General features: G+C 44.3%; 19 protein-coding genes. 4 read left to right on the top strand and 15 right to left on the bottom strand.

Annotated features, from left to right (window positions below; all coding sequences use genetic code 11):
• Nucleotides 1-12: 12 nt before the first annotated feature.
• The 9 genes from D104_RS20750 to D104_RS20710 all read right to left on the bottom strand — a co-directional run bounded on the left by D104_RS20750 (nt 13) and on the right by D104_RS20710 (nt 8,986).
• Nucleotides 13-1,161: a D-alanyl-D-alanine carboxypeptidase family protein gene (locus D104_RS20750; protein WP_024022549.1), complete on the bottom strand. Its 1,149-nt coding sequence runs from the start codon at nt 1,159-1,161 to the stop codon at nt 13-15.
• Nucleotides 1,162-1,243: 82 nt separating this feature from the next.
• On the bottom strand, nt 1,244-2,179 hold the full coding sequence (locus D104_RS20745; protein WP_024022548.1) for a septal ring lytic transglycosylase RlpA family protein: 936 nt from the start codon (nt 2,177-2,179) through the stop codon (nt 1,244-1,246).
• On the bottom strand, nt 2,166-3,221 hold the full coding sequence (gene mltB / locus D104_RS20740) for a lytic murein transglycosylase B (RefSeq protein ID WP_024022547.1): 1,056 nt from the start codon (nt 3,219-3,221) through the stop codon (nt 2,166-2,168). Before mltB ends, D104_RS20745 begins: the two co-directional genes overlap by 14 nt.
• The gene (gene rodA, locus D104_RS20735) at nt 3,221-4,342 is read right to left on the bottom strand and encodes a rod shape-determining protein RodA (RefSeq protein ID WP_024022546.1); all 1,122 of its coding nucleotides are present in this window, start codon (nt 4,340-4,342) and stop codon (nt 3,221-3,223) included. The genes mltB and rodA overlap by 1 nt, the downstream gene beginning before the upstream one ends.
• Nucleotides 4,335-6,215, bottom strand: coding sequence for a penicillin-binding protein 2 (gene mrdA / locus D104_RS20730; RefSeq protein WP_024022545.1), 1,881 nt, complete (start codon nt 6,213-6,215; stop codon nt 4,335-4,337). The genes rodA and mrdA overlap by 8 nt, the downstream gene beginning before the upstream one ends.
• A gap of 10 nt (nt 6,216-6,225) precedes the next feature.
• Nucleotides 6,226-6,693 carry a 23S rRNA (pseudouridine(1915)-N(3))-methyltransferase RlmH gene (gene rlmH / locus D104_RS20725; protein ID WP_024022544.1) on the bottom strand — a complete coding sequence of 156 codons (468 nt, stop codon included), beginning with the start codon at nt 6,691-6,693 and terminating at the stop codon, nt 6,226-6,228.
• 10 nt (nt 6,694-6,703) lie between these two features.
• Nucleotides 6,704-7,057, bottom strand: coding sequence for a ribosome silencing factor (rsfS, locus tag D104_RS20720; RefSeq protein ID WP_024022543.1), 354 nt, complete (start codon nt 7,055-7,057; stop codon nt 6,704-6,706).
• Nucleotides 7,058-7,071: 14 nt separating this feature from the next.
• Nucleotides 7,072-7,737 (bottom strand): nicotinate-nucleotide adenylyltransferase, encoded by a 666-nt coding sequence (gene nadD / locus D104_RS20715; protein ID WP_024022542.1) that lies wholly within the window; start codon nt 7,735-7,737, stop codon nt 7,072-7,074.
• Nucleotides 7,727-8,986: a glutamate-5-semialdehyde dehydrogenase gene (locus tag D104_RS20710; protein ID WP_024022541.1), complete on the bottom strand. Its 1,260-nt coding sequence runs from the start codon at nt 8,984-8,986 to the stop codon at nt 7,727-7,729. Before D104_RS20710 ends, nadD begins: the two co-directional genes overlap by 11 nt.
• Nucleotides 8,987-9,119: 133 nt before the next feature.
• On the opposite strand from D104_RS20710, the gene tsaA reads away from it, so the two are divergent.
• Together tsaA and D104_RS20700 are read left to right on the top strand one after the other, a co-directional pair.
• A complete protein-coding gene (gene tsaA / locus D104_RS20705; protein ID WP_024022540.1) occupies nt 9,120-9,833 on the top strand; it encodes a tRNA (N6-threonylcarbamoyladenosine(37)-N6)-methyltransferase TrmO in 714 nt (237 codons plus the stop codon).
• A gap of 11 nt (nt 9,834-9,844) precedes the next feature.
• A complete protein-coding gene (locus D104_RS20700) occupies nt 9,845-10,093 on the top strand; it encodes a hypothetical protein (RefSeq protein WP_024022539.1) in 249 nt (82 codons plus the stop codon).
• Nucleotides 10,094-10,228: 135 nt separating this feature from the next.
• On the opposite strand, the gene rpsA is transcribed toward D104_RS20700, so the two are convergent.
• The 6 genes from rpsA to gyrA form a co-directional block, all read right to left on the bottom strand.
• Nucleotides 10,229-11,911, bottom strand: a complete 1,683-nt coding sequence (gene rpsA / locus D104_RS20695; protein ID WP_024022538.1) for a 30S ribosomal protein S1 — start codon at nt 11,909-11,911, stop codon at nt 10,229-10,231.
• 178 nt (nt 11,912-12,089) lie between these two features.
• Entirely contained in the window at nt 12,090-12,773 is a 684-nt protein-coding gene (cmk, locus tag D104_RS20690) for a (d)CMP kinase (protein WP_024022537.1), read from the bottom strand.
• Between the two features lie 19 nt (nt 12,774-12,792).
• On the bottom strand, nt 12,793-15,039 hold the full coding sequence (locus D104_RS20685; RefSeq protein ID WP_084545980.1) for a bifunctional prephenate dehydrogenase/3-phosphoshikimate 1-carboxyvinyltransferase: 2,247 nt from the start codon (nt 15,037-15,039) through the stop codon (nt 12,793-12,795).
• Nucleotides 15,040-15,062: 23 nt separating this feature from the next.
• Nucleotides 15,063-16,184, bottom strand: coding sequence for a prephenate dehydratase (gene pheA / locus D104_RS20680; RefSeq protein ID WP_024022535.1), 1,122 nt, complete (start codon nt 16,182-16,184; stop codon nt 15,063-15,065).
• A gap of 39 nt (nt 16,185-16,223) precedes the next feature.
• Complete coding sequence (serC, locus tag D104_RS20675; RefSeq protein WP_024022534.1) at nt 16,224-17,306, bottom strand: 3-phosphoserine/phosphohydroxythreonine transaminase; 1,083 nt, start codon at nt 17,304-17,306, stop codon at nt 16,224-16,226.
• A gap of 76 nt (nt 17,307-17,382) precedes the next feature.
• Nucleotides 17,383-20,067, bottom strand: a complete 2,685-nt coding sequence (gene gyrA, locus D104_RS20670; RefSeq protein ID WP_024022533.1) for a DNA gyrase subunit A — start codon at nt 20,065-20,067, stop codon at nt 17,383-17,385.
• 356 nt (nt 20,068-20,423) lie between these two features.
• On the opposite strand from gyrA, the gene ubiG reads away from it, so the two are divergent.
• Both ubiG and D104_RS20660 read left to right on the top strand, forming a co-directional pair.
• Complete coding sequence (gene ubiG, locus D104_RS20665) at nt 20,424-21,146, top strand: bifunctional 2-polyprenyl-6-hydroxyphenol methylase/3-demethylubiquinol 3-O-methyltransferase UbiG (RefSeq protein ID WP_024022532.1); 723 nt, start codon at nt 20,424-20,426, stop codon at nt 21,144-21,146.
• A gap of 21 nt (nt 21,147-21,167) precedes the next feature.
• The gene (locus D104_RS20660; RefSeq protein ID WP_024022531.1) at nt 21,168-21,911 is read left to right on the top strand and encodes a YciK family oxidoreductase; all 744 of its coding nucleotides are present in this window, start codon (nt 21,168-21,170) and stop codon (nt 21,909-21,911) included.
• The last annotated feature ends 143 nt before the right edge of the window (nt 21,912-22,054 follow it).

The following is a 22,054-nucleotide window of genomic DNA, read 5'->3' as shown; positions in this document are numbered from 1 at the left end:
GCCCATTCAGGCTTAAAACAATTTCATGAAAAAGAGTTTTATCTTATCAAACATGCGTTTGAAGAAACCGCCTTCTTCTACCGCTTCGAGCGCGACAACAGAACGCTCCAATAAGATGTTACCCTCTGAGCCAACAACAATTTTACCCAATACATCACCAACCGCGATAGGTGCAATAATTTCTTTTTGCATATCGAGTGTCGCTGGAATTGAAGCCCCTTGCTGACGCGGCATAGTCACAAGAACATCATCAGCAAATCCGACCTTCACATTCGATTCACTACCACCCCAAACACGGGCATTATTTACTACTTGTCCACGACTGTATAACTTACGTGTTTCATAGTATCTAAAACCATAATCCAATAATTTTTGAGATTCCGCAGCGCGAGCAGCATCCGATTTTGTCCCCATAACAACGGTAATCAAACGTGTGCCATTTCGTACTGCTGTGGCAGCCAAACAATAACCCGCCGCATCAGTATGGCCTGTTTTCAAACCATCTACTGTTTTGTCTCTCCACAACAACTTGTTGCGGTTAGGCTGGCGAATATTATTGTAAGTAAAGTCCTTCTCAGAATACATACTGAAATTTTCTGGGAACTGCAAAATCGTCGCACGGGCTAATTTAGCCAAATCATGCGCACTGGAATAATGATCTTCAACAGGAAAGCCCGTTGCGTTCACAAAATGCGTATTCACCATTCCAAGTAGCTGTGCATGCTGATTCATTAAATCAGCGAAGGCTGATTCACTTCCCGCAATATGCTCCGCCGCCGCCACACTCGCATCATTACCAGACTGAATAATGATACCGCGCATCAAGTCTTCTAATTTTACTTGAGTCCCTTCTCGTATAAACATACGAGAACCTTCCATTCTCCAAGCCTTTTCGCTGATATTTACCATATCATCTAATGACAAATTACCACGAGCAAGCTCATATTCGATGATATAAGCCGTCATCAATTTAGTCAGACTGGCTGGCGGCAAGGCTTGATCCGCATTATGATTAACCAAAATATCGCCCGTGTAAGCATCCAATAAAATATAGCTGCTTGCAGACAATTGTGGCGGTGCAGGAATGAGAGAAGGGGCGGCAAATACAGAGCCGCTAACAAAACAAATGACTAGGGATAAAGTAACTAGGAATTTTTTCATGCTCAAAAAAATCGTCTTCTTAAAAAATGTGAATAAATGATACTAGAGCACTCTATTAATCTCTAGCCCAAACAAAGAGTACTTAAGGAATTAAAGCCACCCTGACAGGGTCACCAAAACCTTCTTGCTGTAATTTTTTCTGCCACTCATCTAATTCAGCGGCATTGCTAAACGGTCCGACTAATACCTTGTACAAACCATCCTCTTGCTTGTTGACCAACACATTTACGCTTGTATCAAATGCTTCAAACAGACGGAGTTTCAATCGATCGGCAGAGTCTTCCGCGCTAAACGCGCCTAATTGAAGGTGAGAAAATACCAGTTCAGATGTCGCATTCGAAGCACCGCCCGGTAAAGCCGTAGAAGCTTTTGCTGGCAAGGCTTCTGGCGTAACTTCATCCACCTTCTCCGCTGCTTTTGATGGCGTATAAGTCTGCCCTCTAGCTGGCGTAATTGCTTCAATACGAACCCGCGCCAAACCTTTTTTATGGTAGCCCAATCGAGCTGCAGCGGCGTAAGAAAGGTCAATCAATCGGTCGCCATGGAATGGCCCTCGATCATTCACTCTAACAATAACAGACAACTGATTGTCTAGGTTCGTCACTTTAAGGAATGTCGGCAAAGGGAGCGATTTATGCGCAGCCGAGAAGGCATACATATCATATATTTCCCCATTTGAGGTTTTATGCCCATGGAATTTCTTCCCGTACCAAGACGCAGTACCTTCCGCAACATATCCTTGAGCTGAATCCATTACCCAATATTTCTTACCCCAAACTTCATAAGGGCTTTTATTGCCGCCACGGGTTTTTGCCTCCCATCTCGGCACTAAATCAGGAAGGTGGTCGACTTTAATGTCTCCCGTTGGCGCATGATCTTGTAAAATAGAGTAGCGGCCGCCCGCAGAGGCCTTGTCGTAGTCTATATTGTCTTTTCCCAATACATGACGCGTACTCATACAACCATTTAGTAGCAGCAAACTTATACTGGCAATAAACAGTATGTTAATGGCTTTCATAGTTTCCTATACTCTGAGCAAGTTCCAACACTGACATCGCATATCGTCGACTCGGGTTGTAATCCATAATGGTAAAAAAGTTTTCATAGGCCAACCAAAAAGACACTTCATCTGGACCTGTACGCAGACCAATAAGACCTGTTTTTTGAAGCACAAAAGGTTGAGTTGGCAATACATCTAACGATGACCAAGTCGCCATGTCCGTCGTCGGCACTCTTCCACGATTGATGTCGTCCACGACCTTATCCTGATCCGCAACATGCGCAGTGACAAACCAAGGCTGAGCCGTTTTCCAACCATGATGTCTTAGGTAATTGGCCACACTGCCAATGGCGTCGGCTTCTGAGCCCCATAAATCAATATGGCCATTTTCATCATAATCTATGGCCAATTTCTGATAGTTACTGGGCATAAACTGCACCATTCCCATCGCGCCACTGTAAGAACCTTTAGTTTCCCCTATGTTCCAACCTTCTTTACGAGCCAGCAACAAATAGGCTTCTAACTCACTTTGAAAGTATTCTTTACGCCTCGGGTAATCAAATGCCAAGGTCGTCAACGAAGTAAACACATCCTTCGATCCTGTAATGCGTCCGTAATAGGTTTCCACCCCTATCAAAGCCACAATCACATTGGATTCGACACCAAACTCTTGCTCTGCTTTATTCAACCATGCCGCGTTTCGCTTTGAAAACTCACGACCCAAACTTGCCCTATCATCGTTCACAAACCGAGTTTTATATTCATAGTAAGGCGTTATTACTTCGGGCTGATTATCGGATTTTTCAATCACTTTCGGACGAAGTTGAATGTGTGAAAAAGCCAATTCCAAACGAGCTTTATCGTAGTTATGTTCTTTCACTAAGCGATTAATAAACCGCTGAACTTCAGGGTTGCCCGCATAGGAATTTGCCCATTCTTTAGGCATATCTTCAAGCAGTGTGTCGCTCACACCTGAATGAGAAGGCAATGTAGAATGTTCTACACCACTGCACGCCGCAAGACTAAGCGTTAAAATGAACAATATAGATTGCTTAATCATTACCTTGCCCTTTTGTGTGTTTGTATAGACATGAGAATACCAAATGTCGCCATGATAGTAATAATAGAAGTACCACCATAACTAACGAGCGGTAAGGGTACCCCAACAACAGGCAGAATACCTGACACCATGCCAATATTTACAAACATGTAAACAAAAAAGGTCAGCGTCAAACTGCCGGCAAGAAGTCGTGCATAGTTATCGGCTGCATTTGCGGAAATGTACAAGCCTCGCGCGATCACCAGTAAATACGCAAAAATCAACACCCCACAACCAAGCATGCCAAACTCTTCAGCAAGCACTGCAATGATAAAATCCGTGTGACTTTCCGGTAAAAAATCCAATTGAGCCTGAGTTCCTTCTAACCAACCTTTACCATAAAGGCCACCCGAACCAATCGCCGTTTTGGATTGTATGATATTCCAGCCTGACCCAAGAGGATCACTCTCTGGGTTTAAGAAGGTTAATACACGTTGGCGCTGATAATCGTGCATAAATTGCCACAATACATAACCGGCAATCGGAGCAACCGCAGTAGCACCCAAAATATACCGCCACCGGAGCCCCGCCAGAAACAACACAAAAATACCTGAAACAGCCACCAATAAAGACGTTCCTAGATCCGGTTGCTTAGCAATAATCAACACGGGTAAAACAATTAAACCTAGAACGGTCAAAATGTGTTTGAAATTTGGCGGAAGCTGTCTATCTGAAAAATACCAAGCAATCATCATTGGCATGACAATTTTCATAATCTCCGAAGGCTGAAAGCGTAAACCTCCTGGCAAAGCCAACCAACGCTGGGCACCTTTCGCCCCAACCCCAAACAACAACACCCCCACAAGGAGAACCGTGATAAAAATAAACAATGCAGGGGAAGCACGACGCATATATTTGGGAGGCAACTGTGCCAATCCCACACAAACCAGCAAACCAATTACGAGTCGAAATGACTGCCTTTCTACCATGGCAACATTTTGGCCAGACGCAGAATATAAAATAAACAGCCCGCCCCCTATCAGCAACAATAAGGCGCCCATTAGCAATACATCAACATGCACCAACTTCCATAAACGGGCATTGGTAAAAGACAAGGCTCTACGATAAAAGCTCTCAGTCATTTTGCTTCCCTTTTAAATAGTCATAACGGTCAGGGTAATCATCGTGTAAGTAGGCATCAAACAGTTGTCGAGTTAAGTCTGCGGGTTTAGAGCTGCTTCCGCCGTTTTCAAAAATAGCAAATACGGAAATCTTAGGGTTTTGAGCCGGAGCAAAACCGATAAATAGCGCATGGTCATGTAAGCGTTTCGCTAGTTTTTCAGAGTCATACTCTTCATCTTCTTGCAAACTGAATACTTGACCTGTTCCTGTCTTGCCCGCAATATCGTAGTCCGTTCCCTGTAGACGTCGCGCCGTCCCATGCGAGTCTGTGATAACTTTTCGCATTGCATCTCTCATGCGATCCCAATTCCGTTGGTCTTTCAAAACGATATCGTGCTCACCGCCGAGGCCACTTTCAAATTCCACGGGTTGCTCCCCTATCAAGCGAGTCATACGCGGGTAAAAATAATGCCCTTTACTAGCAAGTGCTGACGTCGCAGAAGCAATCTGCAATGGGGTCGCCACCATAAACCCTTGCCCTATACCAACATTCACCGAATCTCCCGGATACCAAGGCTCCTTGTATTTGGCTTTCTTCCATTCATTGGATGGCAATAAACCATTGCTCTCGCCATTCAAATCCAGCAAATTACTTTGACCAAAACCAAAACGCGTTAAAAAATTATGAATTGGCGTAATGCCCATTTTGTTGGCCAACTGATAATAATACGTGTCTACAGATTCAATAATGGAGCGCTCTAAATTGATCCAACCATGTCCAGTTCGCTTCCAATCTCGGTAGCGACGTCCATCAGGGTTGATTTGATAGTAGCCTTTGGCAAAATATCGTTCCGTCCAAGACGCAAAACCATATTCAAGACCTGCCAACGCCATAAAGGGTTTTATCGTAGACGCTGGCGGGTACCCTCCACGTAATGCACGATTAAAAAGAGGAAGTTTTTTGGATGTACGAAGGGCGGTATAATCTTTTACAGAAATACCTCGAACAAATAAATTAGGGTTATAACCAGGCTTCGAAACCAGCACTAGAATCCCACCGGTCGTCGGGTCTATGGCTACAACAGATCCTGTGTAATCCCCCAAAAGATCATAGGCATATTGCTGCAATCTAGCGTCAAGATACAAATGCAAATCTTTCCCGGGTGTCGGGTTTTGCCTTTCAAGCTCAGACATAATACGACCACGAGCATTAACCTCAACTTTACTAAGCCCCGCCTCACCAAACAGCGTTTTCTCATAAAAGCCCTCAACACCTGTTTTGCCGATAAACAAAGCGCCTTGATAGGCTTCCTTATCCACTCTCTCCAGGTCTTTCGAGGTAATTCGACCAACGTAGCCAATCGCATGAGCAAATGCCTCACCGAACGGGTAATAGCGTGTTAACTGCGCTTCCACTTGAACACCGTCAAGTTTATATAAGTCGACTGACACCCTAGCCCACTCTTCGTCTGTGAGCTGAGATTTTAATGTGAGGGATTGGTAAGGACGACGGTATTCTTTGCGCCTGTCTTCAAAGTCTTCCCATTCACTATCACTAATATCGATAATGCCAGAAAGCATTTGTTTTAATTGAGGGAAATCAGTAACTCGTTCAGGTATAACCGTCAAACTGTGTATTGGGCGATTATCGGCCAATACAACACCATTGCGATCATAGATCAAACCTCTCGGTGGCGGCTCTGTCACCAACATCACTCGGTTATCGTCCGCTTTGGTTTGATACAACTTGTGTTCTATAACTTGAAGATAGAATAAACGAGCCATTAGCACGACGGCTAACAGTAGAACAAAAACAGCAGAAGCTAGCACACGACGCTGTGTGAGCTGCTGCTCTTGACGATAATTACGGAAGTTTTGATGCCGACGACTCATCAATTCCTCCTTATCTATGATATGGGTGATTATTCATTAGCGTCCAAGCACGATAAATTTGCTCCGCTAACATAATTCTCACCATTGGATGCGGTAACGTAAGGCGGGATAATGACCAAACTTGATCGGCACGAGCAGTACACCTTGGGTCGAGCCCATCAGGACCACCAACCAATAAGCTCACATTATAACCATCCATTCGCCACTGTTCTGTTTGATCGGCAAGTTGCTCCGTGGACCACTCTTTTCCAAGCACTTCCATCGCGATAACTTTGTCTCCAGAAGGAATAGCTTCGAGCATACTATCTCCTTCCTTACGAATCGCCTTAGGAATATCCGTATTTTTTCCACGCGGTGACATCGGAATTTCAACAAGCTCTAATGCAAAGTCTTTCGGAAGACGTTTAGAGTACTCATCATAACCTTCCGTCACCCACTTCGGCATTTTAGTACCAACAGCTATCAAACGAACACGCATCTAAAGAGCCTTACAATTGTTCTGGTTTAATATCCCACAACTTTTCAAGATCATAAAATGCACGAGCTTCTTCCGTCATTACATGAACGACAACATCGTGTAAATCAACCAATACCCAATCACTTCCCATGCCACGACCTTCAGAACCTAATGGCTGAAGACCTTGTCCTTTTAAGTGTTCGAATACATTTTGGCCCAACGCGTTAACATGACGCTTCGAGGTACCAGTACAAATCACCATGTAATCCATCATGTCGGTATGACTGCCTACATTTAACACAGTGATTTTGTCGCCCTTCACATCTTCTAATGCTTCAACAGCAAAAGCCAATATTTGATCTGCTGTGAGGTTAAGTTGACTCATATAATTACGTTACCCTATCGATATAATTGATGTTCTTCTATGTATTTCTGGACTGGTTCTGGCAGTAAATACGCAATCGACTCATTCTTACGAGCTAACGCTCTAATCATGCTAGAGGATATCCCTAAAGGAGTGAGTGTCTCGAACCAGACCCGTCCTGAGGGCGCGCATTGTAACTCATGCGAGGATGCGGCACGATAGTTTTCGCAAAAAGCACCCAATTCAGAAATCAAGTCGGGCTCCCAACCAGGTCGAGAGACAACTAAAATGTGTGCATACTGAACCAATTCTTGCCAATCCTGCCACGTTGGAAGTGACAAAAAGCTGTCCATTCCTAACACCATAATCAGTGACTCATCCGGGCCAATCTCAGATCGAATATCCCGCAATGTATCCACACTGTAACTCGGACCTTGTCGATCCATTTCACGAGAATCAACACTCAGTCGATCATCACCAGAAACGGCCAATTTTGCCATTTCTAAACGCTGAGCAGGACTCACACCCGGCCACCCTTTATGAACAGGCTGATAACAAGGAACCAACTTCAACGCAGAATAATGATAACGGTCCAATATCTCAACAGCGGTCCTTAAGTGACCATTATGAACAGGATCAAACGTCCCGCCCATAATCGCCAAACCAGACGATTCAGCCCTACCTTTGTCTTTAGTTGTCACGAGTATGACCGTCACCAAGCACAATGTACTTTTGGCTTGTTAAACCCAACAATCCAACCGGGCCTCGAGCATGAATTTTATCGGTAGATATACCAATTTCAGCACCAAAGCCGTATTCAAAGCCATCAGCAAATGATGTGGAAGCATTCACCATGACTGATGACGAATCGACTTCCGTCATAAACGCACGTGTTTTTGAATAGTTCTGCGAAACAATCGCGTCCGTGTGATGAGACCCGTACTTATTGATGTGCGCAATCGCCTCATCCATATCTGAGACAATTTTAATAGACAATTTCGGCGCTAAATATTCCGTGTACCAATCCTCTTCTGTCGCCACACCTAGTAGAGAACTAATGTGGCGAGCTAAATCACACCCAACCAACGCAACCTCTTTTTCTTGGTAAGCAGCAACCAACTTAGGCAAAATGCTCTCTGCAACGGCCGAATGAATAAGCAGAGATTCCATCGCATTACATACACCATAACGACGTGTTTTGGCATTCATAGCGATCAGGAACGCTTTATCCAAATCAGCTTCATCATCTATATAAACATGACAATTGCCATCTAAATGCTTAATAACCGGCACGCGAGCGTCTTTACTAATTCGCTCAATTAACCCCTTGCCACCACGAGGCACGATGACATCAACAAATTCTGGCATGGTAATTAATTTGCCTACCGCTTCTCTATCGGTTGTATTTAGTACTTGAACCGCGTGTTCTGGCAACCCCGATAAAACAACACCTTTTGTTACCGCCTCTGCGATGGCTTGGTTTGAATAGAAAGCCTCAGAGCCACCACGCAGGATTGTGGCATTACCAGACTTCAAACATAAGCTCGCCGCATCAATAGTAACGTTAGGGCGAGACTCATAAATAATACCAATAACACCAAGCGGTACGCGCATTTGTCCGCGCTGAATGCCGGATGGCAAAAAGACCATACCGGATATTTCTCCAATAGGATCAGGCAAAGACGCAACTTGCTTCAAGCCTTCGATCATGCCATCAATTCGAGCATCATCTAATAACAAGCGATCCAATAACGCTGGATCAAGACCTTTTGTTCGACCATTCTCCATGTCTTTTTGATTTTCCTCAATCAATCGAGGTCGTGCATCTTCCAAAGCGTCTGCCATAGCAAACAACGCCATGTTTTTTTGCTGAGTGGATGCTTTAGCAAGTAGACGAGAAGCCGCCCTAGCTTGCTGACCAATTCGATTCATATAAGATTCTAAAGACATTTTTAATCTCTAATAAAAGTAAAAAGAACAAACAGTAGATCACCAAATAAGTCGTGATCCCATTAGACAAGCCAGTATACTATCACATTACTTTTATTCATTTAGTGACGTTTTTCACGAAAAGGATCATCCTGTGCCGCCATCAGACTCATTTTCTTTATCAACAATTGGCACAATACACTCTTGTTACAAAGAAAAATTTGGCATTCCTAAACAGCCAGGTCTGGTAGACGGAGCGACCGCCCGGCTAGAACTCCTTCCTCCCTATAATCGACTAGATACTCTGGATGGATTAAGTGATTTTTCACATATCTGGATTCACTTTATCTTCCACGCTTGTATAAAAGAGGGCTGGAAGGCAAAAGTACGCCCACCACGTCTAGGTGGAAATAAAAAGCTGGGGGTTTTCGCCACAAGAGCCACACACAGGCCTAACCCGATAGGCTTGTCCGTCGTTAAAATAGGCCGCATATATCAAGAAGAGAAAAGAGTATTCATCGATCTACATGGCGCAGATCTACTGGATGGAACCCCCGTTGTAGATATAAAACCTTACTTACCCTATGCAGATAGCATTACAGATGCAAAAGGAGGGTTTGCTCCAGAGCCGACACACACAAGATCTGTACGATTCTCCGACCTCGCCAAACATCAATGCGAGAATTATCAGAGCTTGCACAACAAAGACATTAGCACTTTAATAAAACAAATCATCGAACAAGACCCAAGACCGTCATACTTATCTGAACAGACAGATAGAGAGCATGGCATTAAGCTTTGGGACATCAACATAAAATGGTGCGCAAGAATTGACCATTTTGAAATTCTTAGAATTGAACACGAGTAAGAGAGTAGAACATGAATAAAAAACAGTTCTTAAACACTTACAAAAAAATTGATGCAATGGAGAAAGCAGAGACTAAAGCCGATGATAAAAAGCCACTTTATCGCTCAGAACACGACGAACGCCTCATAAAAGACTTTCATTACGCGAAGTTTCAAAAAAATCTTGATAATGCCCAAAAAAGTGATGCACTAAAAACCCTCCTTGAAAAAGAAAACTGGGATGAAACAGACACTGAAAAACTTTTAGAATCCTTACGCTAAAAAACATACACAAGGTCTATACCCATGGTTATCCACATGTTTTGTGTATAGTTTTCCTGTCAATAAATTCACAAATTTTAGGCATAAAAAAAGCGGGCCTAGGCCCGCTTTTTAATAACAGCTAAAAATCAAAACTTAGTTTTGGTTTTCTAGTTGCGCTTTGATCAAATCACCGATAGTGGTAGGACCATTCGCTTCAACTTGTTGTTTCTCAGTATGAGATTTCAACGCTGCTTTTTCTTCAGTTGCATCTTTTTGCTTGATAGAAAGAGTAATAGTACGCGCTTTACGATCAACATTAATGATCGCAGCTTCTACTTTATCGCCTTCTTTCAATGCAGTTGTTGCATCTTCAACGCGCTCACGGCTAATTTCAGATACTTTCAAAGTAGCTTCAACGCCTTCAGCAAGAACAACTACAGCACCTTTCGCATCAACTTCAGAGACAGTACCGTTAACGATAGTGCCTTTGTCATTTTCTGCTACGAAAGCAAGGAACGGGTCTTCTTCAAGTTGTTTAACACCCAAAGAGATACGCTCGCGCTCAGCGTCGATAGACAATACTACTGTTTCTAGCATATCGCCTTTCTTGTATTGACGAACTGCATCTTCACCTGTTTCGTCCCAAGATAGGTCAGATAGGTGAACAAGACCGTCAATGCCGCCGTCAAGGCCAATGAACACACCAAAGTCAGTGATAGACTTGATTGCGCCAGAGATTTTGTCGCCTTTGTTGAAAGAAGTAGCAAACTCTTCCCATGGATTCATGGTGCACTGCTTGATACCCAAAGAGATACGACGACGCTCTTCGTCAATGTCAAGAACCATAACTTCAACTTCATCACCAATCTGAACAACTTTAGATGGGTGAATGTTTTTGTTAGTCCAATCCATTTCAGAAACGTGTACTAGACCTTCAACGCCTTCTTCAAGTTCAGCGAAGCAACCGTAGTCAGTCAAGTTAGTAACTTTAGCCGTTACTTTTGTGTTCTCTGGGTAACGTGCTTTGATAGCAACCCATGGATCTTCACCCAACTGCTTAAGACCTAGAGACACACGGTTACGCTCGCGGTCGAACTTAAGAACTTTAACGTCGATTTCATCGCCAACAGCAATGATTTCGCTTGGGTGCTTAATGCGTTTCCAAGCCATGTCAGTGATGTGTAGAAGACCATCAACACCACCAAGATCAACGAAAGCACCGTAGTCAGTAAGGTTCTTAACGATACCTTTAACTTCTTGACCTTCTTCAAGAGAGGCAAGCAATGTTTCGCGTTCAGCGCTGTTAGTCGCTTCCATAACGGCACGACGAGAAACAACAACGTTGTTACGTTTTTGATCAAGCTTGATAAGTTTGAACTCTAGATCAACACCTTCCAAATGAGACGTATCGCGGATTGGGCGAACATCTACCAAAGAACCTGGTAGGAAGGCACGGATGTTAGCGATATCAACTGTGAAGCCACCTTTGACTTTACCGTTGATAACACCGTGAACAATGGCGTTTTCTTCGTAAGCTTTTTCAAGCACAGACCAAGTCTCTGCACGTTTCGCTTTTTCACGAGACAATTTAGTCTCACCGAAACCATCTTCAACAGCTTCAAGTGCAACTTTAACTTCGTCACCGATGTTTAAGCTGAACTCACCACTTTCCGTTAGAAACTGAGAACGAGGAATTACGCCTTCAGATTTAAGACCTGCATGAACAGTTACCCATTCGCTGTCAATATCAACAACAATACCAGTAACAATTGAGCCTGGCGCCATTTCGACGGTTAACAGGCTTTCTTCAAACAGTTCTGCGAAGCTTTGAGTCATTGTATTTCCTATATGATCGGTTTAGCTAGGCCAAACCTTAATCCACATTGCCAGCAAATATGGGTCAGTTTTTTTGGATGATGCGACAAAGGCCTGCTGGCCCTTTGTCGACTTGAATAACATTTGATCTATTCTAGCACATTCTAGGTGCAAAAAAGTAGACGCGAGAAAGAACAGGTTATACAAGACCCGCCTTTGCTGTTTCAGCAAAAATCATCTCGACAACCTGCTCTATATTCAAATCTGTACTATCGATAACTAAAGCACCTGCAGCAGGCACAAGAGGCGCAATGGTTCTATTAGCATCGCGTTCATCTCTCTCTTTAATCGTCTTGACCAATTCCGCTAGATTAACAGTTTCACCTTTTTGCTGCAATTGCTGCAAACGCCTCTGAGCACGCTCTTCGGCGGATGCTGTTAAAAATATTTTAATCTGAGCCGATGGAAAAACCACTGTCCCCATATCACGCCCATCTGCCACCAAACCCGGTGCCTGTGAAAAAGCACGCTGACGCAGCAGCAACCCTTCGCGGACCTCAGGAATCGCCGCTAACTTAGACGCCCTATTTCCGACATCTTCCGTTCGAATTGCCTGAGTAACCGTTTCACCTTCTAGAATAATTTCAACTTTACCTTCATCAGACTGCTGAAATTGAATATCCAAATGCTCCGCTAAGACCTTTAACGTCTCCACATCGTCCGAAGACATTCCATGATGTGAAACAGCGAGAGCAAGCAATCGATACAAAGCACCACTGTCCAGTATGTGCCATCCCAGCTTTTCTGCGATTAACTGACTTACAGTGCCTTTACCGGCACCACTTGGACCATCAATCGTAATAACTGGGCCTTGGTTGATCATAACTATTCCTCTTAAAAAACTATTGCGCCACTAAGCAATGAAAACCTAATTGCCTAGCAACACTCTCCAACTCACTAAACTCTTCTAATAATTTTTGACAGTCATTCACTTTCGTCACTGACTGACTACGCACTCCCAATACAAGCATGGCAAGCGCCAACTTATCATCGCCAGCACAATCAAGCTCTCCACCTTTCGGCAAACCACCTTCAATAACCAACTCACCACTTTCGTAAGCACAGGTAATTTTCATTTGCCTAAGTGCATCCACTAACGCCAGCACCCTGTCTTCATGATGGTACGGTAAAGACCCAATACCCTGAATACGACTTTCGCCCGACGCATACACCGCCGCAACACACAATAAAGGCAATACATCCCTAAATTGATAACTTTGCTCAGCCGTCAAAGAAAACGCCTTTAATTCTGCAAAACCTGAACGAAGCTCACCTACCGACAATCCCAGTTCATTTTTCGGAGACATTAAAATATCGGCGCCAATCGATCTCAAAAACATCATAAAGGCAAACGAAGTTGAGTCCAAACCTGAATTCTCAATCAACAATTCAGAACCTGGCAACAAACTGGACAACAACACCAACCAAGATGCTTCATACTCATCGCCTGATAACACAACATCGACGCCTATCAATCCAGCCGGCAAAACTCGAAAACCTGCCCCATCATCCAATATTGACACACCAAAATGACGTAACAACACCTCACAATGAGACAACCCCGGCAAAAACGGCACGACTCGCCCCTCAAGAGGCGAATAGATCGCCGCCAAAAATGCAGACATTCTAAGTCGCTCAGAGCCCGTGTTTAACTCAATAGACACATCCAAAGACACATCTGGCGATAGGTTCACGGGCAAGCAGTCCGCTATCTCAGATTCAACACGGCCGCCCATTTGACGAACCAGAGAAAACAAATCACCAAATGATTGATTTAATAGTTTGTCTTCCGCCACAACAGACACAGAAAAAGGCTGCCCCGCCAACACGGGTAACAATAAATACAAACTTTCTCTGGATTGATGAACATTGATGGGAGCTATAGGCGCTTTTAGTCCACGAAGACCAACGCCATGAACTCGCAAGTAATCCGCAGTAACTTCTTCGATCACCACACCCATATCGCGAAATGCCTGCATGGTGATACGAACATCACCAGTCAGATCTATGTTCTTTATTTCGCTCACACCTTGTGACAGCGCCGCTATTGTAATGGCTTTATGTGACAATGATTTGTCACCCAATAAAGAAATATTGCCCTTTATCGACGATGCAGGCAAAACAGAAACCGACATTGGGCGCACTTCTTTTACCGAACCAATGGTACGCTGCTCCAACAAACGAAGAAAATGATCTCGAGCCGACTTTGCCCGTGTAAAAACACCAAACATACTCGCCCCATCTCCTTGCTCTATCGCGGTTCGCATATCAGCAAGTCGATCGGTAAAATGATCCAATGTGGCTAACGTGGCGTCTTTGTTAGCCATAAAAACATCTCGCCACATAACAGGATCGCTCGATGCAATTCGCGTAAAATCACGAAAACCACCCGCCGCAAACTTAAATACATCCTGACTACGATCGCCATTAGCAAGTGCATCCACCAGAGTATAAGCAAGAAGATGCGGCAAATGACTTGAAGAAGCCAATACATGATCATGGTGTTCGACATCCATACTCACGACATCTGCACCAACCGAACGCCACAAACGATGGAGACGATCCAATAATACTGGATTACTGTCTGACAACGGCGTCACAATGGCCATGTGTTTTTCAAACAGCAAAGGATTGGATGCTAATACACCACTTTTTTCTGCACCCGCAATAGGATGACTGGGAATAAAATTAGGAGGCACGTCCGAAAACACGCGACGAGCAGAGTCAATCACACTGCCTTTTGTCGAACCAACATCCGTCACCAGTGTCGTCGGTAAAAGGTACGGCTTAATTTCAGATAAAACAGATTCCATTGCCCGAACTGGCGTCGCTAGAATAATGATATCCATTTTAGTGACATACTCTGCCGTCAGTTCCGCAGGATAATCAATGACACCAGTAGAAACACCTAATGCCAATTCACCGTCTCGGCGATCTGCACCATACAATGTTGCTAAACCTCGCTCTTTCAGCGCTTTAGCAAATGAACCACCAATCATACCAAGACCGATAATCATGACATTGCCGAATTTCTTTTTTGCTTTAGATGCCATATCCGCAGGCATCTGAAAATCATTCTCACCAGTCAAAGTACAACACTCTTCTAAAATTTCTACAACACAGCCACGGGATAGGAGCCTAACACCTTAACTTCCGACGCCCGCTCTCGTAACTCATCAATGACAGCACAACATTTTTCGTCTAAATAATGACCGACAAAATCTATGTAAAAAATATAACCCCAGCGACTCACTAATGAAGGACGTGTCTCAAGTCTCGTCATATCAACACCGTGGCGTTCAAACGCCTCAAGCAAATGATACAAAGCACCCGGCTCATTTTTAGCGCTTATTAACAAAGAGGTTTTGTCTTTTCCACTCTGCGGAACATCTTGATCACCAACAATCAGAAAGCGTGTTGTATTGTCTGGACGATCTTCAATATTGGCAGACACTTTTGACAAACCATACAACTCACAAGCCACCTCACCGGCAATCGCAGCAATGGCTCGACCACTTCGACCAGCCTCTGCAACAAGGCGCGCTGCCTCCGCATTTGAACTTACCGCCACACGCTCCGCGTGTGGCCAGTAACGATCCAACCACGCACGGCACTGCGCCAAAGACTGCTGGTGCGAATAAATGTGCGTTACGTCCTCGGAGTTGATATTTGGACTCACCAAAAGATGATGATGAATCCGTTCTTCCACTTCTCCACATATTCTTAAACGCGAATCTCGGAAACTATCTAAAGTATGATTAACCACACCTTCCGTCGAGTTTTCAACCGGTACAACGCCATAATTCGCCGCGCCAGATTCCACTTCACGAAACACCTCATCAATCGCCGCCATTGGCGCACTAATAATAGATTTTCCGAAGTGCTTTAACGCCGCCTGCTGAGTAAACGTACCCTCTGGCCCCAAAAACGCAATACGCATCGGCTTTTCAAGCGCAAGGCAAGAAGACATTACTTGGCGAAAAATTTTTGCCATTTCTTCATTACCTAAAGGCCCTTCGTTACGCTCCATCACTCTACGCAAAACTTGCGCTTCACGCTCAGGACGATAAAAAACGACCGATTCATCACCTTGCTCAGCCAGCTTCACTTCAGCGACTTTTTGTGCACAACTTGCACGCTCATTGATGAGCATTTGAATTTGCGAATCAATCGAATCAATACGATCACGCAATAAAGGCAGCGTTTCTGGCACCACCTGCTTAGAATTCGACATATTAATTATTATCCGTGAGTTTTTAATGTCTGCAAGGAACTATTGTCCGTGACGTTTTTCGAAAGCGCGCATGAAATCAATCAAGGCAACAATACCTTCCATCGGCATCGCGTTATAAATGCTCGCTCGCATCCCACCAACAGAACGATGCCCTGCTAATGTACGTAACCCCGCCGCCTCAGATTCCTCAATAAAAAGCGCATCTAACGAATCATCCGCTAAAATAAAAGGCACATTCATACGTGAGCGAAAAGCGGGATCAACAGGGTTTGAGTAAAAATCACTCGCATCAATAAAATCATACAATGCTTGTGCCTTACGAATATTAACCGACTCTATCGCTTCAACACCGCCTTGCTCTTCCAACCATTCAAATACAAGATCCGCTAAATAAATAGCAAAGGTTGGTGGCGTGTTTATCATGGAATCATTCGCCGCCAAATGAGCAAAATTCCAAACGGATGGCAGATCATCACTGCTTCGAGCCAATAAATCCTTACGGATAATACAAATCACCACACCCGCCGGGCCAACATTTTTTTGTGCGCCAGCGTAGATTAAACCGTATTTACTCACATCAATTTTGCGAGACAAAATCGTTGAAGACAGATCCGCCACAATAGGAAGACTGGTTTCCGGCAATTCAGAAAACTCAACACCACCTATGGTTTCATTTGGGCAAATATGTAAATAAGCCGCTTCGCTGTCTAAATTTAAAGTAGACAGATCAGGCACGGTAGAATAATTCTGCTCCTGAGAAGACCCAACAACATCAACATTAACGTATTTTTTGGCTTCTTTAATCGCCTTTGAAGACCATGCGCCTGTATCCAAATAACAAGCCGAGTCAAAGCCATTGGCTAAATTTGCAGGAATCTGAGCGAACAAAGTAGACGCGCCCCCTTGAACAAACAGAACCTCATACTCATCGCTAATATTAAGCAAACGAGACAAACGAGCTTTAGCCGATGCAAGAATAGACATAAACTCAGCACTACGGTGGCTCATCTCCATCACGGATACACCAGCACCATGCCAATCCAGCATTTCAGCCTGGGCTTTCTTCAAAACAGCTTCCGGAAGCGCTGCTGGACCAGAACAAAAATTATATACTCGACTCATCCCGCTCATTACCTCTAAATATTTTCAGGACCTAGCTACAACAAAAGCGACGCACCTAGGTGCGTCGCTTTATTTTCTACTCAGTGTCTGTATCGACGATATCAGGAGATTCATCACCATCATTTGGTGACGGATTAACATCGGCGCCATCAGCCTCGTCAATCTCAACATCCTCTTCGTCGTCTTCAACGACACGCTCGATTCCAACCAAATGCTCATCATTCGTCAAACGAATCAAAGTAACACCTTGCGTGTTTCGACCTTGACAAGACACTTCCGTCACTCGAGTACGAACCAATGTACCTTGATCTGTGATCAGGATAATTTCATCTGTTTCATCCACCTGAGACGCGCCAACCACAGGGCCGTTACGATCAGATACCTGAATACCGATCACACCTTGACCACCACGACCGTAAACTGGGAAATCTTCTACCAATGTACGTTTACCGTAGCCGTTTTCACACGCCATCAATACTGCAGAACCGTCTTGAGGAACAATAAGGGAAACTACTTTCGCACCTTCACCTAATCGAATGCCTCTCACGCCTGCCGCTGTACGACCCATTGGGCGAACATCGGACTCTTTAAAGCGGATAGTCTTACCAGAAGATGACACCAACATAATGTCATTATCACCCGTCGTAACGGACACACCAACAAGCTCATCTGTTTCGTCTAAGCTCAATGCAATCAGACCCGTTGAGCGAGGACGAGCAAAGTTTTGCATCGCTGTTTTCTTCACGGTACCGTTTGCGGTTGCCATAAAGATGTAGCTGCTTGCTTCCACATTTGCATCATCCGCAATCTCTTCATCGCCTTCTTCTTTTTCTGCGTCTTCAACAACAGGCAAAGGCAACAAGGCAGAGATTGACTCGCCTTCTCGTAGCGGTAACAAATTGACGATAGGACGACCTTTTGCACCACGGCTGGCGACCGGAATTTCAAATACGCGCAACCAATACACTTTACCAAAATTACTGAAAAGCATAATAGTGTCATGACTGCTCGTAACCAAAAGATGTTCGATATGATCTTCATCTTTCATGCTAGCTGACGATTTACCACGGCCACCACGACGTTGCGCCTGATACTCTTCTAACGGTTGAGATTTTGCATAACCGGTATTCGAAATTGTCACAACCATTGGTGCTTCATCAATCAAATCAGCAATAGTCAAATCTTGACGAGACGTTAGGATTTCAGTACGACGAGCATCGCCAAACGTATCACGCACTTCTTCAAGCTCTTCGCGAATCACTTCCATCAAACGATCAGGGTTAGACAGAATATTTAGCAATTCACCAATAAGCTCAATCAGAGACTTATATTCGCCGAGCAGCTTATCATGCTCCAAACCCGTTAAACGATGTAGACGCAAGTCCAAAATCGCCTGTGCTTGGTCTGGTGACAAATGGTAAGCGCCATCAACAAAACCATAACCTGCTTCGAGGTCATCTGGACGACAAGCATCGGCGCCAGCACGATCAAGCATGGCAACCACATTACCTGGCTCCCAAGACTCACTTACGATCTTTTCTTTTGCTTCTGCTGACGTCGGTGACGTACGGATCAATTCAATTACACGGTCAATGTTGGCTAAAGAAACAGCCAAACCTTCAAGAATATGACCACGCTCACGCGCTTTGCGAAGTTCAAAAATAGTACGACGGGTAACCACTTCACGGCGATGCTTAACAAAGCATTCAAGAATTTGTTTGATATTCAATAACTGAGGACGACCATCAACCAAGGCCACCATATTGATACCAAACACAGACTGCAATTGAGTTTGCGTAAAAATATTATTCACAACGACATCTGGATTCTCACCACGTCGAAGCTCAATAACAATACGCATACCGTCTTTGTCAGACTCATCACGTAATTCACTAATCCCTTCCAGCTTTTTGTCTTTCACAAGCTCAGCGATCTTCTCGATCACTTTTGCTTTGTTTAGCTGATAAGGAATTTCGGTGAAAACAATGGACTGACGATTGCCTTTTTCCATGTCTTCAAAGTGATGACGGGCGCGCATGTAAATACGCCCACGGCCTGTTTTGTAGGCTTCAATAATACCAGCACGACCATTAATGAACGCCCCTGTCGGGAAGTCAGGCCCTGGTATATGTTCGATAAGATCATCGATCGTAATGTCTGCATTATCAATAACAGCAAGACAACCATCGATGATTTCCCCAAGATTATGAGGCGGAATGTTCGTTGCCATACCAACAGCGATACCGGCAGAACCGTTGACCAACAACCCAGGCACACGTGCAGGCAACACTTCAGGCATAAACTCTGTGCCGTCGTAGTTAGGCACGAAATCGACCGTTTCTTTCTCAAGATCCATCAAAAGATGATGAGAAATTTTCGCCATTCGGATTTCGGTATAACGCATTGCTGCAGCGCTATCGCCATCAACAGAACCGAAGTTACCTTGACCATCAACCAAGGTATATCGCATTGAGAAAGGCTGCGCCATACGTACAATCGTATCGTATACTGCAGAATCACCATGTGGGTGATATTTACCAATTACATCACCGACGATACGCGCCGATTTTTTGTACGGTTTATTCCAATCATTTTTAAGTTCATTCATCGCAAATAGAACGCGACGATGAACAGGCTTTAACCCATCTCGTACATCAGGCAATGCTCGACCAACAATTACGCTCATTGCGTAATCAAGGTAAGATCCCTTAAGTTCATTTTCGATACTGACGGGAATAATTTCTTTGGCTAATTCACCCATAGATACAATCGATCCTTATGCCTTGGAGTCTGACAGACATCCTAATATCTTTTTTATAAGCGCCGCATCATACCATAAGGAAAAAAATAACACTCCTTTCGGTGGCATGTTTTGTCACCCTTTTGCGTTTATTCAATCGCCTTTACTCAAAACCTTGTTTGCCTTCACCAAGCGACACTGTCTATTATCAAGACAATACAAGTTTACTATTGGTCAGCTATTACGATAACGCTATACTAGTCCAATAACACTTCGGCTCATACCTACCCGAAGAAGTAACAACAACACACACATTTCACCGCTCCAACACCGAGCGCACATATTCAAGTTATCGCAACACAAAATGGAAGCCCGATATGCCAAATACACAAAGTAGCAATGTAGACCTAAATGAAGTGGCAAAGTTTGAAGCGCTTGCAAGTCGTTGGTGGGACACAGAAAATGAATTCAAGCCACTGCATGACATCAATCCATTGCGCACAGGCTACATTAACGAACGAGCGGCAGGGTTACAGGACAAAAAAGTCATTGATATCGGCTGTGGCGGCGGAATTTTATCGGAAGCAATGGCAAAACTCGGCGCCAAAGTAAAAGGCATCGACATGGGCGAAGCCCCCCTTGCTGTCGCAAAACTACACAAAGTCGAATCCAAGCTCGACATTGACTATGAAAAAATTACCGCAGAAGAAATCGCCCAGCGCGAAGCGGGTCAATACGATGTCGTAACCTGCCTAGAAATGCTAGAACATGTGCCAGATCCTGCTTCGGTTATTAAGGCCTGTATGACGCTTGTAAAGCCTGGCGGGCACGTATTTTTCTCCACCATTAATAGAAACCCAAAGGCCTACCTTTTCGCCATCATTGGCGCAGAATACATTCTTAACATGCTTCCAAAAGGCACTCACGATTACGCAAAATTCATTCAACCTGCTGAGCTCAACACCTATGCAAGACAAGCTGGACTGGAGGTAAATCATATGACAGGCATGAGTTACAACCCTCTAACCAAGGTATACAAACTGAATGACAAAGACGTGTCTGTAAACTACCTAATGCACACTCAAAGACCCGACGCCTAATTAAGGCATCAAGGAGGAGATATGTTTGATTATCAAGCCCCAAGCCAATTACTTAAAAACAAAGTAATTCTTGTTACTGGCGCAGGCGACGGTATAGGAAAAGCCGCCGCTATCTCATATGCAAGACATGGCGCAACGGTCATCCTATTAGGGCGCTCAATTAAAAAGCTTGAGTCCGTTTACGACTACATCGATAAACAGCACCTTCCTCAAGCCGCCATCGTTCCGTTAAATCTCGATGGCGCAGCGGAACACGACTACATAGAACTTGCCAACACGATTGAAACGGAATTCGGCCACCTTGATGGCATTCTTCACAACGCCAGTTTATTAGGCGAACGTACCACACTAGCAAACTATGACCCAACCCTGTTTGAACAAGTAATGCGCGTCAATGTCACCAGCCAGCTCCTCCTTAATCAAGCCCTGCTCCCTTTGATGCAAAAAGCCGGCAGCGCCTCTATTATATTTACCTCTTCCGGTGTGGGCAGAAACGCCAAAGCCAACTGGGGCGCTTACGCGATATCAAAATTCGCAACAGAAGCCATGATGCAAATACTGTCAAGTGAACTGGCCAGCCAATCACCAGCAATTCGGGCTAACGCAATCAACCCCGGCGCCACTCGAACCAGTATGAGAGCAAACGCTTACCCGGAAGAAAACCCAGACACCCTTCCCTCACCAGAAGACATTATGCCGCTCTATCTCTATCTAATGGGCAAAGACAGCCTAGAAATAAACGGGCAATCTCTCGATGCACAATAACATTTCGCTCACATGCAATGGGCGCCAAGCACGCCCATTGCATTGTACTACACACTTCAGATAGTCTGATTAAATGACTCAAACCCTAAAAAACACCCTCACCTATTTCGCCTTATCACTTCCTCTATTTATATCTTGTTATG

It is taken from the genome of Marinomonas profundimaris (genome assembly GCF_000508165.1).
In the GTDB taxonomy this organism is placed as follows: Bacteria; Pseudomonadota; Gammaproteobacteria; order Pseudomonadales; family Marinomonadaceae; genus Marinomonas; species Marinomonas profundimaris.
The sequence above is the reverse complement of the archived record's forward strand: the minus strand, read 5'-3'. Positions and strand labels throughout refer to the sequence as shown.